Genomic DNA, 13,347 nt, shown 5'->3' on the forward strand with positions numbered 1-13,347 from the left:
CCTCGACGGAGAGGTTCATCCGATGGAACGCACCACCAGCGCCTCGACCCGCAGCACTGGCCGCAGCACCGCCCGCGGCATGAGGCCATGGCTCGCCGCCGCCGCGGCCGCCGCGCTGTCCCTGCCGCTCCTGGCCGTATCCGTGGCGGGCGGGACGGGCGCGGCCGCCGACACCGGCGCGACCGCCGGAACCAGCGCGTGCGCCTACGGCTACACCAGCCAGGCCACGGTCTGGTTCGGCGCAGACGTCGACTCCGGTGTGCCGAACCGCGAGACCCGTGACGGCTGCACCGTCATGGACGAGATCATGGCCGACGCGCCGTTCGCGACGCACGGCAGGTTCGTCCGGACGGTCGACTCCGTGACCAGGGACCTCGTGCGCGAGCAGGTCCTGACCAGCGGCGAGCGCCGGGACATCATCCATGCCGCCGCAGCCTCCCGGGTGGGCCGGCCCCATCCCGTCACGGGCACCCGGTCGGTCGACCTGTCCGCGATCGGTCTGGTGGGCTACACGGTCCGCGCGACCATGCCGACCGACGCTCCTGGGACGCTCGCGGCGCTCGCCGCGTGCGGCTTCCAGAACATCGAGCCGTCGGGCGGCGCCGGCAGCTTCTACGGCTACTCCGCCGCCGAGCTGGCGCCGCTCACCGAGGAGGTGGGGATGGCCGTGCCCTCGCTCGGCGTGAGCCTGTCGAACCTCCAGAACGACCTCGACCTGGTGATCTCCGAGGCGCACGCGATCGGGGCGCGGTACGTACGCATCTCGGGGTCCTCCTCGTGGACCCTCGCGGACTACTCGCGGACGGCCTCGCTCCTCAACGAGGTGGGCGAGCGGCTCCGCGCCGAGGGCATCACCGTCGCGTACCACAACCACGGGTGGGAGTTCGAGACCGCCGAGGACGGGGTCACGGGCTACGACGTCCTGGTCCGCGAGACCGACCCGGAGCTCGTCACCATGGAGCTCGACGTGTACTGGGCCGCCAGCGTCGGCGTCCCGGCCACCGACCTGTTCCAGCGGTACCCGGGCCGGTTCGAGCTGCTGCACCTGAAGGACCTGGCGGCGGACGGCTCCTTCGCCGACGTCGGCGAGGGCACCATCGACTTCGCCGAGATCTTCGCCGCCGCACCGCTCGCCGGCGTCCGCTACGGCTTCACCGAGCACGACCAGCCCTCCCCGGACGGCGTGACCTCCGCGTGCACCAGCATCGGCAACCTCGCCGCGCTGCGCTACTGAGCCACTGCCCTTCCGAGCCCGTTCGCCGCCCCGTCTCCTGCGGGGCGCGGACGCGGCTGCCCGAAACCATCCGACCCAGCACGAGGGAGTGTTGATGTCCGCACTGCACCGCCGGGCCCTGGGTGCGACGACCGGTCTGGTCGTCGCGCTCGGTGCCCTGGTCCCCGCCACGACCGCCGCCACCGCCCACGACGTCCCGGCCGGCTCCGGCCACGCCGAGACCACCGAGTTCGACAAGGTCCCGCTCGTCACCGAGGGTCTCGCCGACCCGTTCGAGCTCGACGTGGCCGAGGACGGCCGCGTCGTCTACATCCAGCGCACCGGCCAGGTGGTCGTGCTGGAGCAGGACACGCTCCGCCAGACCACGGCCCTGGACCTCGACTACTCCCTCGACCTGCTCTCGCAGTCCGACGGCCTCCTGGGCCTGACCCTGGACGACGACTTCACCGAGAACGGGTGGCTGTACCTGCTCTGGAGCGACCCCGACGTCGCGAGGATGAACCTCTCGCGGTTCACGATGGGCGCGGACAGCACCATCGACCCGGCGTCAGAGAAGCGCCTGCTGGACTTCACCATCTGGCGCGGCGAGGGCCGCGCCAACTCCCACATGGCCGGCTCGCTCGCGACGGGTCCCGACGGCGACCTCTACGTGGCCACCGGTGACAACGCCGACCCGTTCGACCAGCAGGGCTACACCCCGATCGACGAGCGTCCCGGCCGCCGCGCCTGGGACGCGCAGGCGACGTCCGCCAACACGAACGACCTGCGCGGGAAGATCCTGCGGATCACCCCCGAGGACGACGGCACCTACTCCGTCCCGGAAGGCAACCTGTTCGCGCCGGGCACGGAGGGGACCCGTCCGGAGATCTTCGGGATGGGCTTCCGCAACCCGTTCCGGATCACCGTCGACCCCGCCACGGGTGCGGTGCTCGTCGGGGACTACGGGCCCGACGCCCGCGTGGCCGACCCGCTGCGCGGCCCCGAGGGTCAGGTCGAGTTCATCCGGATGACCGAGCCGGGCAACCACGGCTGGCCCTACTGCCACGCCGACAACCAGGCGTACATCGACTACGACTTCGCGACCGGGGCCTCCGGTCAGGCGTTCAACTGCGCGAACCCCGTCAACGACTCCCCCCACAACACCGGCCTGCGCGAGCTCCCGCCGTCGCAGGAGCCGCTCGTCTGGTACGGCTACGGTCCGTCCGAGAAGTTCCCGGAGCTCGGCTCGGGCGGAGCCGCACCGATGGGTGGCCCGGTCTACCGCTACGACCCGGAGCTCGACGTCAAGACGAAGTTCCCCGAGAGCTTCGACGGGCACTGGTTCGTCTCCGAGTACGCCCGCAACTTCTACAAGGTGCTCTCGCTGGACGAGGCCACCGGCGAGCTGCTCTCGATCGACCCGTTCCTCGAGGGCGAGACGTTCGTCGCACCGTTCGAGGCGGAGTTCGGCCCCGACGGCTCCCTCTACATCATCGACTTCGGCCTCGGCCGGGGCGCCGGCCGAGGCAGCACCAACACCGACGCCGGCATCTACCGCATCGACTACGCGGCCGACGGCCGACGGCCGATCTCGCGGTTCACCGCCGACGTGGACTCCGGGCCGGACCCGCTGACCGTCGCCTTCACCGGCGACACCAGCGAGAGCCCCGACGGGCTCGACATCACCTACGCGTGGGACTTCGAGAACGACGGCGTCGTCGACTCCACGGAGGCCGACCCCATGCACACCTACACCGACCGCGGCCAGTTCAGCGCCCGCCTGACCGTCACGGACAGCGACGGGTTCACCGGCGTCTCGGTGCAGAAGATCACGGTCGGCAACACCCGGCCGGACGTCTCCTTCGGGGCGCCCTTCCACGGCGGCTTCGCCGAGCTCGGCGACACCGTCGCGTACTCCGTCGACGTGGCCGACGCCGAGGACGGCTCCACCGAGGCGGGCACGATCGACTGCGAGCAGGTCACGGTGAACACCCAGCTCGGTCACGACACCCACGCCCACCCGCTGGACAACTACACCGGGTGCTCCGGGTCGGTCTTCCTCGACCCGGCGGACCACGGCGTCGGGCAGAACGTCTACCCCGTGCTCGGGGCGGGCTACGAGGACCTCGGCGCCGACGGCGTCCCGGCCCTCGCCGGACAGGACATCCTCCACCTGCAGGTGCGCGACAAGGAGGCCGAGTTCTACGCCGACAGCTCCGGCGTCACCGTGGCCGACGACGCCGATGCCCGCGGCGGCCGCCTCGTCACCGACGTCGACCACGGCGACTGGATCGCGTTCGACCCGGTCGACCTCCGGGGCATCGACGGGCTGACGGTCGGCGCCGTCCGCGGTGCGGCCGACGCCACCGTCACTGTGCGCGCCGGCAGCCCGACCGGTCGCATGCTCGGCCAGACCAAGGTCCGCGCGGCGACCGGTGCCGGGCAGGTCGTCTCGCCCACCATCGACATCGAGGACGAGCAGGGTGCCACCACCCTGTACCTCGCTGTCACGAGCAAGCGTGCGCCGGCCGGCGGTGCCGACCTCGGTCTCGACTGGCTCGTCTTCCACGGGCGCGGCGTCGCCGACGCCACCGCCCCGGTCGTGACCGCCGAGGCGGACCGCACAGGCGGAACGGCGGGACTCTCGGTCGACCTGTCGGGCTCGGCTCTCGCGCCCGAGGGGCGCGAGATCGCCTCCTACCAGTGGGACCTCGGTGACGGGACGACGGCGGACGGGCCGACCGTCACGCACGTCTACGAGGAGCCGGGCCGGTATACCGCACGGCTGATCGCCACGGACAGCGAGGGCACCCGCGACTGGACGACGGTCGAGATCACGGTGGCCGACACCAGGGGCTGAGCCGCGGCGACGGGAGAAGACAGGGAGGACAGGACGGGCCCGGACGATCTCACGGTCGTCCGGGCCGTCGTCCGACCGTGTCAGTCCTTGGTGCGGCGCTCCGCGAGGACGTCCTCAAGGACGTCGGGGAAGTTGGTGATCACTCCGTCGACACCCCGGTCGAGAACCCTGTTCATGTCGCCGGCCGTGTTGACGGTGTACGTGTGCACCTCCATACCGAGCTCGTGCACCGTCTCGACGTAGGCGGCGTCGAACGTGGTGTAGCCCGGGTTGATCTGGTCGGCCCACGTCGACAGCTCGGGAAGGAGCGCCTCGCTGGGCCGGCCCAGCAGGCCGACGGGGACGGACGGCTGCACCTCGTTGTACCGCTCCATCGACGCCCAGTCGAAGCTCTGCACGACCAGCCGCTCCGCCCGGACCGCCGACGTGACGTAGCCGGGGTAGCTCGCGAACTCCTCGGCGACCTGCCGCTCGATCCCCGGGTAGAGCGCCGGTGACTTCAGCTCCATCAGGATGCCCGCGCGGGTCGGCCGGACCAGCTCGATCATCTGCGCCATCGTCGGCACCGGCTCACCCGCGAACTCCTCGGAGAACCAGGAGCCCGCGTCGAGCTGCTGGATCTCCTCGTAGGTGAAGTCGCTGACGCGCCAGGGCGCCCGGTCCGGAAAGACCTGCTCGACGTCGGTGGTGCGGGACAGCGTCGTGTCGTGCATGAGCACCAGGACGCCGTCCTTGGACCGCTGCACGTCCGACTCGACCAGGTCGGAGCCCATCGTGACGCCCAGGGCGAAGGCGGCCAGCGTGTTCTCCGGCGCGTGGCCCATGGCCCCGCGGTGAGCGGTGTTGACGACGTCGACGTGCTCGGGCGGACCGGCCGCCACAGCCGGCGCGGCAGGTAGCACGGCGGAGGCACCGGCGACGGTGACGGCGAGCAGGGCGGACAGGCGTGGGGTCAAGCGCATGATCGATCTCCCGAGGGGCCGAACGGACAGGGCAGGAGGTGACGTTGCCGAGCCCACACGACCCGGGGATGGCCCGGGGGTGACTCAGCCGGAAACCTGTCCGGAACATCGTGCCGGGTTCTGAGTTCTCCACCAGACCGTGAATTTGTGTTGCTCCTCGGCCCAGTTCCCTCAAGAGTGTCGGGATGCTGATCAGAAAAGAGCGTCCGTCCGACGTCCCGGCGGTCCGGGCAGAGCTGTCGCTGGTCGCCGAGTCCGGATCCGGCGCGGAGGTTGTCGGTCACGTGATCGCCGCCCACGGACGGCTCTGACGGTGCGCCCACCCCGAGTGTTCCATCTTGCCGTTCCTGAGCCTGTGTCTCTGGTACGCACCGTGCTCCTGGCGGCAGGTGTGCTCCTGGCCGGCACGCTCCTTCTCGTCTGGACGATCCTCGAACCACGCGGGAACATCCTCGACGACCTCCCCGGGTACGTCGCCGGCGCCCTGCTGTCTCTCGCCGGCGTCGCCGCACTGGTCGGCGCCGTCGTCCAGGCGGTCCGCCGCCGTCGTCAACCAGCACCCGAGCCCGCGCTCGTGCTCGACGACAGCGGCTTCTCCGCCTGGGGCGGGCTCCGGGTCCGCTGGGCAGACGTCATCTCCTGGGAGGTCTATCGCCACCACGGCCTCTACGAGCTGACCGCGGAGGAACGCGACCCGGACGAACCCGACGACACCCACGAAGAGGTCGACGAGCTGCTCGTCCTCGTCACCGTGCGGCACCCCGACGCGATCCTCCGGAGGCTCGATCCGGAGGCGCGCGAGGCCTACCTGGACGTCGAGATGAACGACGAGCACGGCCGGCGGGTCGAGCCGCGGTCACCGATCCGCTTCGGCATCGACGACCTCGACGCCCCGGCGGACGAGGTGATCGCCGAGCTCGAACGCTTCAGCAGGATGCCGCCGACGTCCCGCCCTGCCCGGCCCGGGCCGGGCCAGAGTGACACCGGCGTGCGCTAGGTTGCGGTGTCCTACCTGCCCCTATGTCGATGGAGCACGATGCGCCGCCTGATCACCACGTCCTTGGTCCTGCTGCTCGCGAGCGGGTGCGCAAGCACCTCGGACAGCGCGTCACCGGCCGTGCCGACGGCTCAGGCCTCCGGACCGACCTCCGCGGCGCCTCGGACGTCCGAGCCGGCCTCCGCCGCGCCGTCGGAGGCGGCACGGCTGGGTGCCAAGGAGGCCGCCGCCCAGTACCTGGAGGCCGTCCGCCCGTACAACGAGGCGCTCGAGGAGCTGGAGACAGCGATCAACACGGGACAGCCCGTCGAGATCCAGCGGGAGCGAGCGGCAGCGACCTTGACCGCATTGCGGGCGGAGATCAAGACGCTGCGCGGAGCGCGGTGGCCGGCGAAGGTCGAGCCGCACGCCCTGAGCCTGGCCGACGCGGGTGAGGGGGCGGTCCCGTCGTGGAAGGCGGCTACCGCCGCGACGACGGCAGAGGACATGGTGACCGCGGTGCTGGCCGCACTGGAACATGACGACCAGGCCGCCGCGGACGCGATCCGCCGGCTGCTGTCCCTCGACCAGTACGACGAGGGCGACTACTCCTCGTAGGTCGGGCCCGGACGATCTCACGGTGGTCCGGGCCGTCGTCCGACCCCCAGCCGGTTGCGCGCGGGAGCGTAGTGGTCCAGGACGGTCTCCAGAACTCCTTCGCCGTGGGCGGCGGCGTGGAGGCCGGTGCGGAGCGCACCCACCTCGGCCGCGGGCACGGTGCCGGTGATCGTGGCGAGGTCTCCGGTGACCTGTGGCGGGCCGGGTACGGCGCCGTGTCGGCCGAGGAGGCCGAGCACCGCCGAGAGGGTCCCGGCCGGGGCCTCGAGCTCGAAGCGATCGGTGGGCTCGCACACCAGCGTGCCCGCACGCCGGATCGCCTCGCGGACGACGAGCTCGGTGGTGCGCTTCACGGCGACCGCGCGCGGACCCGCCGGCGGATAGTCGCTCTCGACGACGGTGACGCGCAGATCGGTCACCGGCCAGCCGTGCGGGCCGACGGCGAGAGGCGTGGCCAGGTACTCGTGGACCGCGGTGCGGTAGTCCTCGACATTGCCGTAGACGTGCATCGGCACGGTGATGTGAGGTGCGGCGACGACCAGCTCGACCCCGCTGCCGGGAGCGGCCGGCTCGATGGTGACGCCGAGGCTGTAGTGGTGCTGGTGCCCGGGATCGCCCATGCGGAGCACGGCGGAGGCCGTACCGGCGAGGCGTTCGACGCACACCATGGTCGTCTCCTGGAACTCGACCCGGATGCCGTACTCGGCGGCGAGCGTGTCGGTCAGGACCTCTTGCTGCACCGCGCCGTAGAGCCGGATGCGCGCCGCGCCGGCGTCGGGGCGCACCGCGATGAGCGGGTCGAGGTCGGCGAGGTCGGCGAGCGCCCGGTGGAGGTCGGCCTGCTGCGCCGGGTCGGTGGCGACCACCCGCGTCTCCAGGCCCGGCTCGGGCAGAGCCGAGGTGGCCGCGGCCTGCTCGGTGCCGATCCAGTCACCGATGCGGGCGGTGTCGAGCCCGCGCACGCGGGCGATCTGTCCTGCGCTCGTGACGTCGCTCGCCGCGGTGCCCCCGGGCGCGAAGACCTCGATGCCGGTCACGGTCGCGGTCCGGCCGCCACCGAGGAGGGTCCGGTCGCGGACACGCAGGGTCCCTCCGCGCATCCGGACGGTGCAGACCCGCTGCCCGGCCGCCGAGCGCTCGATCTTGAAGACCTGCGCGACGCCGGGGCCGTCGTCACCCACGGTGGCGGGGACGATCTCGGTGACCGTCACGATCAGCTGGGCGACGCCCTCCCCCGTCCGCGCCGAACCGAACAGCACCGGATGAACCGCCCCGGACCTCGTCAGTGCCGACAGCGACGACCGCAGCCGCTGCTGCTCGAGCTGCTGCGCGGGGTCGATCCATGCCTCGAGGAGCGTGTCGTCATGATCGGCGAGCCGTGCGGTCACGTGCTCGGCCCAGGCGGGGTCGTCCCAGTCACCGGGCTCCGCCTTCGCAGCGGGCGTCCCGGGGTGGTGCACCCGCGCGAGGGGCACGAGCGCGGGCGTCAGCCGCCGGGCGATCGCGGTGAGGACGCGGTCGGGGTCGGCACCCGCCCGGTCGATCTTGTTGACGAAGAAGACCGTCGGAACGCCGAGGCGCCGCAGGGCCCGGAACAGCACGATGGTCTGGGCCTGCACGCCCTCGACGGCTGAGACGGCGAGGACCGCGGCGTCGAGCACCGCCAGCGAGCGGTCGACCTCGGCGATGAAATCGGGGTGCCCCGGGGTGTCGACCACGTTGACGGCCACCCCGTCCACGACGAACGTCGCGACGGCGGCGCGGATCGTGATCCCCCGCTGCCGTTCCTGCGACGTCGTGTCGGTCTGGGTCGTGCCGTCGTCGACGCGGCCGAGGCGGTCGATGGCGCCGCCGCGCAGCAGCAGCGCCTCGGTCAGGCTGGTCTTGCCGGCGTCAACATGGGCGACGACCCCGAGATTGACGCAGCGCCGCAGCGCTCCGGCGGGGGCATCAGGTCGTGCATGGGCGGTCTCGTGCGATGGGTTCATGGCTCCTCATGTGCTGGCTGGTCCTGGGCTCGCACATGAGTTCGCGCATGGTCGGTTCCTTCGCACTCGGCGGATGACGCAACGTCCTGACCCGCTGATGCTCGGCCCCCGGGCCGGGGCCGGTCAACGGATTTGTCTGCTGCCCGCCGGGCCGGCCGTCGTCACACCTGCACGTGCGCGACAAGGAGGCCAAGTGGGGCGGCTCGCCGGATGCGAGTGGGACCGGCCCGACCGCAAGGTGGTCTTCCTGGTCACGCTGAAGAACGGAGAAATGCCATGACGCAATCGACGTCCGCTACGCACACCCGGGCGCCCCACCAATGGCTCGCCCTGACGATCGGCGTGGTCTATCTCCTGGTGGGAATCGCGGGATTCTTCGTCACCGGGTTCGACGGGTTCGCCGAGCACGACCATGACCAGACGCTGCTCGGGTTCGCGGTCAACCCGCTGCACAACATCGTGCACCTTCTGATCGGGCTCCTCGGCGTGATCATGTGGTCGTCGCCGGGGCGGGCACGGACGTTCGGCTGGCTGCTGGTGATCGGGTATGGCGCGGCGTTCGTCTACGGCCTGATCGCGGTGAACAACCCGGACATCAACTTTCTCAACATCAATGCGGCGGACAACTGGCTGCACATCCTGAGCGTCGTGGCCGGCCTGGCCATCGCGTTGTGGCCCCGTCGGAACTCCGGCACCACCTCGACCGGACCGCGGGCAGCCTGATCCGCGCAGGGTGCGAGTGACCGGCACGCGCCCTGACGTCGTCGTGCGGCGGCGTGATCTTGACCGTCACGTCGCCGCACCACATGCCCTGACCCCCTCGGCCTGGACAGCGACCTGGCTCGCAACTATGCGCCTGACGTGGTGCTGCTCTCCTGGGGCGAGGGCGTCCACCACGACGATGACGGGGTACGTCTACCGGCGGGCGTCCTACGGACCTACCTGCCCGAGGGGAAGTACCGGTACGACGACCTGGTCGTGGCAGACGCCTATGAGCTGCTGCGCTGGTCGGGCACAGGGCCCGGCGGTGAGGAGCTGCGCGCGACTCGTTCGTCGTCCGACAAGGGCTCATCGTGGCCCGGACGATCAGCTACGTCACCGACTGAGGCCCTCAGCCCTGGGCCCACTGCTCGGACTGGGTCAGGCGGAACAGGTACACCAACGACGGGATCACGATGACCCCGGCGAGCGCGGCGACCAGCAGGAGTGCCCGCAGCGTGGCGGGGGCTCCCGCCGCGTCCGCGATGGTGACCTCATCGACGAGCAGCCACGGGTACTGGGCGGCACCCCATCCGACGACGACCGAGGCGACGGCGATGACGGCACTGACCCGCGCGGCGGCGACCCTCCGCCTCAGAAGAAGCACGAGGGCTGCCATCCCGCCGAGGATCGAGCTGACGATCAGTGGAGCCGCCCGCCCGGTCAGGCCTTCGGCCAGCGTGGGCGCGTCGCGGGCGATGGGAACGAGCGAGCCGAGCACGAGCGCCCCGGCGACCGCTCCGACCAGCAGAGTGCGCCGACGGAGCTGGGCAGCGAGCGATCGGTGGCCTGCACGGGTCGCGTCGGCGGTGAGGAACGAGCCCGCCAGGAACGTACAGCAGGCGACCGTGATGACACCGACCAGGAGCGACGTGGGGTTCAACCAGGACGACCAGCGGTCGCCCTGGCCGTCGGCCGGCACCCGTCCCGAGGCGACGGCGCCTGCGACCGTGCCGAGAAAGAACGGTGCGATGAGCGACGAGCCGGCGAACAGCGATCCGTAGACCCTGGCCTGCGAGAGCGTCGGGGAAAACTTGCGGAACGCGAAGCCGGCCCCGCGCAGCACGATCCCGAGCAGCGCGAGCAACAGCGGCAGGATCAGGGTGGACATCGCGGCGGCGAAGGCGGTCGGGAACCCGGTCCACCACATGACGAGCACGTAGATGAGCCAGACATGGTTGGCCTCCCACACAGGGCCGATGCTGTGGTCGATCTCGGTCCGCAGCTCGGCGCCGTGAGCGGCACCGCCCGCGGTGAGGTCATAGAAGCCGGAGCCGAAGTCCGCTCCCCCGAACACGGCGTAGGCGACCAGGCCGACGAACATGGCCATGGCCACCGCGAGCTCGACAGTCACGACGCTTCCCGTCCCGGTTTCCTGTCGGACAGCCGGGTCTGGGGCCCATAGGGGCTGGGCAGGTCCTGTTCTCCCAGGCGCCAACGGCGAGCCATCGAGCGCAGCACGAGCACGGCGCCGACGGTTAGCCCGGTGTAGACGACCACCGTGGTGGCCAGCAGCCACCACAGGCCCGGGTGGTCCCCCGCCGCCTCAGAGGTACGCATGACGTTGTAGACCACCCAGGGCTGGCGTCCCACCTCGGTGGCGATCCAACCGGCCTCCACGGCGATGACAGCCAGGGGCCCTGACACAGCGCAGAACCTCAGGAACCACGTACGCTCGAGCAGGTCCTGCCGGCGCCACCAGCGAAGTACCCAGTAGACGATGACGGCCAAGGCCAGCAGGGTGCCGATCCCGATCATCGTCTGGAACGCCCAGTGGGTGATGTTCACCGGCGGCTGGTCGCGCAGCGGGATGGTGTCCAGCCCGCGGACCGGCGCTGTGAACGAGTTCTGTGCGATGAGCGACCCCAGCATGGGGATGTCGAGGGCCCACCGCACCTCGCCGTCGACCAGCAGGCCGCCGATCCGCAGCGGAGACGGGCTCTCCGTCGTCGTGGCGAGTTCGAACGCGGCAAGCTTGGCGGGCTGCCGGTCGCCGAGTCCGCCACCGAGCAGGTGCCCGACGACGGGTTGGACGACCGCCGCGACGCTGGCGAAGCCGAAGGGTATGAGGAAGCCGAGCCGATGGTGGGCGTCGCGGCGCCCGCGCAGCATGCCGACGGCATAGACACCGGCGATGGCGAAGCCGACGAGCATGTATGCCGCAAGCCACATGTGCGCGAACTGCCACCCGGCGATCGGGTTGAACATCGCCGCCCAGGGGTCGACGTCGGTGACCTCGCCGTCGACGATGCGGAACCCGGCAGGGGTGTTCATCCACGCGTTGACGGAGATGACGCAGAACGTGCCGACGACCCCGGCGACCGCCATCGGCACCACCATGAGCAGGTGGCGACGTGGCGGCATGCGTCCCCAGCCGTAGAGGTAGATGCCCAGGAAGATGGCCTCGACGAAGAACGACAGCCCCTCAAGAGCGAACGGCAGGCCGAGCACGTCGCCGAACGTTCCCATCAGGCCGGGCCACAGCAGCCCCATCTCAAAGCTCAGGACCGTGCCCGACACCGCTCCGATCGCGAACAGTACTGCGGAGACCTTCGCCCACCGTTGCGCGAGGACGAGCGCTGTCGCGTCGTCGCGCATCACGCCCCGCCAGTGGGCCACGAAAATCATCGCCGGGAACGCCACACCGAACGATGCCAGGATGATGTGCCAGCCCAGCGTGAAGGCCATCTGCTGGCGGGCGGGGAGCAGGCCGGCCGGGTCGGCTGCAAGTACCAGAGCGTCATGGATCAGCACTTGGGACCTCGCACCTCACGCCCGGGCTCGCCGGACCACTGCGCGGACACCCCGGTAGATCACTACGCCGCCCAGCACCCAAGGCCCCACGACGACGAGGGGGTCGAGGACCTGGTGCCGCACGTCCACCCGCCCGGCCCGGGAGCGGAGCGGATGGTGCGACGGCTCCGCCAGCACGCCGGTCTCGGTCACCGGGTTGTCCGGGCGGGTGGTCGCGCAGGACGCGAGGTGCCGAAGGACCGACGTCGTGCACGATGCCCACGAACTCGTGGCCGAACGTCGATCCCACGCGCGTGTCGGGCATGAGGCCGTGGTAGAGGTGCAGGTCCGAACCACAGATCGCCGCCGTGGTGACCCGCACGATCGCGTCGTTCGGATGCTCGATACGAGGTAGGTCCTTCACTGTGACCTCCGCGCAATCGAGATGCCGGTCGTGAGGCGTGCCGGTGCGTCCAGCCCGGCGTCGTCGTCGACCCCGACGCCCAGCCTTCCGACCAGCTCGCCGCCCAGCCACCCGGTGCCTGCTCCGATGACCAGCGCGATCAGAGCCAGCACGAAGGTCGTAGGGCGCGGCATGTAGTCCGGGCTGCCGGCACGGAGCAGCGAGCTCCCGGTGAACAGCAGGAGCATGACCAGGTTTCCGCTACCATGCAGGAGCGCGACGCGCTTGGCCCGTGTTCCGCGCGGTATCGCGAGATAGTCGATCAGACCGAAGACCGACGCGGCCAGGCCCGTCACGACCGCCACGACGATCATCAGGTACGACGCGAACGCCAGCCGTCCGTCATGGGTCACGAGACCGATCACGTCGAACGCGACCGCCGCCGCGAGCAGACCGAGCGGTAGGACGACCAGCTGCTGGTGCATCGCGTGCCCTGCAGCCTTTGCTCTGCTCTCCATCTGTGATCTCTTCCTCTGGGTTCTCCGCCACGCACGCCCCGGGAACGTCATCCCTGCCGTGTCATGGACCACCTGACCGGTCAGATCGGCGACCCCGGGAGCGGCCGTCCGACAGCGTGTGCGCCGCCGGACGGCTGCTCAGTCGTCACCCCTTCGCGTCACTCCTTGTGGAGCGCGTCCTGGGCGACACCCATGGCCTTCTCCACCGGCTCGGGCATGCCAGTGGTGCCGTGGAGACGCACGTCGGGCTTGGTGGGCGGCGGGGCAGGCACGCCGGCCGGCGGCTCGGCCACGTACTCGAACTCTCCCTTGCCGTC

The 13,347-nt window shown here is 70.9% G+C and carries 12 protein-coding genes and 1 pseudogene; 6 read left to right on the forward strand and 7 right to left on the reverse strand.

Going from position 1 to position 13,347, the window contains the following annotated elements:
- The first annotated feature begins 22 nt into the window (after positions 1-22).
- Positions 23-1,234, forward strand: a complete 1,212-nt coding sequence (locus tag LUM46_RS23145) for a sugar phosphate isomerase/epimerase family protein (protein ID WP_274997413.1) — start codon at positions 23-25, stop codon at positions 1,232-1,234.
- Positions 1,235-1,328: 94 nt separating this feature from the next.
- Entirely contained in the window at positions 1,329-4,073 is a 2,745-nt protein-coding gene (locus LUM46_RS23150; protein ID WP_274997414.1) for a PKD domain-containing protein, read from the forward strand.
- An 80-nt stretch (positions 4,074-4,153) separates the two neighbouring features.
- On the opposite strand, the gene LUM46_RS23155 is transcribed toward LUM46_RS23150, so the two are convergent.
- On the reverse strand, positions 4,154-5,035 hold the full coding sequence (locus tag LUM46_RS23155) for a glycerophosphodiester phosphodiesterase (RefSeq protein ID WP_274997415.1): 882 nt from the start codon (positions 5,033-5,035) through the stop codon (positions 4,154-4,156).
- Between the two features lie 185 nt (positions 5,036-5,220).
- Here LUM46_RS23155 and LUM46_RS23160 point away from each other — a divergent pair, with 185 nt between their 5' ends.
- The 3 genes from LUM46_RS23160 to LUM46_RS23170 are packed head-to-tail and all read left to right on the forward strand — an operon-like array spanning position 5,221 to position 6,629.
- Positions 5,221-5,346, forward strand: coding sequence for a hypothetical protein (locus tag LUM46_RS23160; protein WP_274997416.1), 126 nt, complete (start codon positions 5,221-5,223; stop codon positions 5,344-5,346).
- Positions 5,347-5,390: 44 nt separating this feature from the next.
- The gene (locus tag LUM46_RS23165; RefSeq protein ID WP_274997417.1) at positions 5,391-6,032 is read left to right on the forward strand and encodes a hypothetical protein; all 642 of its coding nucleotides are present in this window, start codon (positions 5,391-5,393) and stop codon (positions 6,030-6,032) included.
- Between the two features lie 39 nt (positions 6,033-6,071).
- Positions 6,072-6,629 carry a hypothetical protein gene (locus LUM46_RS23170; RefSeq protein ID WP_274997419.1) on the forward strand — a complete coding sequence of 186 codons (558 nt, stop codon included), beginning with the start codon at positions 6,072-6,074 and terminating at the stop codon, positions 6,627-6,629.
- Between the two features lie 17 nt (positions 6,630-6,646).
- Here the strand turns inward: LUM46_RS23170 and LUM46_RS23175 are convergent, their stop codons facing one another.
- Complete coding sequence (locus tag LUM46_RS23175) at positions 6,647-8,617, reverse strand: elongation factor G (RefSeq protein ID WP_274997420.1); 1,971 nt, start codon at positions 8,615-8,617, stop codon at positions 6,647-6,649.
- 276 nt (positions 8,618-8,893) lie between these two features.
- On the opposite strand from LUM46_RS23175, the gene LUM46_RS23180 reads away from it, so the two are divergent.
- Positions 8,894-9,340, forward strand: a complete 447-nt coding sequence (locus tag LUM46_RS23180; protein ID WP_274997421.1) for a DUF4383 domain-containing protein — start codon at positions 8,894-8,896, stop codon at positions 9,338-9,340.
- Between the two features lie 388 nt (positions 9,341-9,728).
- Here LUM46_RS23180 and LUM46_RS23185 read toward each other — a convergent pair whose 3' ends face one another.
- From LUM46_RS23185 to LUM46_RS23205, 5 genes and pseudogenes are all read right to left on the reverse strand, one after another.
- Complete coding sequence (locus LUM46_RS23185; protein ID WP_274997422.1) at positions 9,729-10,730, reverse strand: cytochrome d ubiquinol oxidase subunit II; 1,002 nt, start codon at positions 10,728-10,730, stop codon at positions 9,729-9,731.
- Positions 10,727-12,130 carry a cytochrome ubiquinol oxidase subunit I gene (locus LUM46_RS23190; protein WP_274997423.1) on the reverse strand — a complete coding sequence of 468 codons (1,404 nt, stop codon included), beginning with the start codon at positions 12,128-12,130 and terminating at the stop codon, positions 10,727-10,729. Before LUM46_RS23190 ends, LUM46_RS23185 begins: the two co-directional genes overlap by 4 nt.
- 15 nt (positions 12,131-12,145) lie before the next feature.
- A complete protein-coding gene (locus LUM46_RS23195; protein ID WP_310243180.1) occupies positions 12,146-12,322 on the reverse strand; it encodes a hypothetical protein in 177 nt (58 codons plus the stop codon).
- A gap of 40 nt (positions 12,323-12,362) precedes the next feature.
- Positions 12,363-12,533, reverse strand: a pseudogene (locus tag LUM46_RS23200) (alcohol dehydrogenase catalytic domain-containing protein); the annotation flags it as partial.
- Positions 12,530-13,030 (reverse strand): DUF2231 domain-containing protein, encoded by a 501-nt coding sequence (locus tag LUM46_RS23205; RefSeq protein WP_274997424.1) that lies wholly within the window; start codon positions 13,028-13,030, stop codon positions 12,530-12,532. The pseudogene LUM46_RS23200 and the gene LUM46_RS23205, both read right to left, overlap by 4 nt.
- Positions 13,031-13,347 lie beyond the last annotated feature (317 nt).

The organism is Promicromonospora iranensis (assembly GCF_028994805.1).
Taxonomy (GTDB): domain Bacteria; phylum Actinomycetota; class Actinomycetes; order Actinomycetales; family Cellulomonadaceae; genus Promicromonospora; species Promicromonospora iranensis.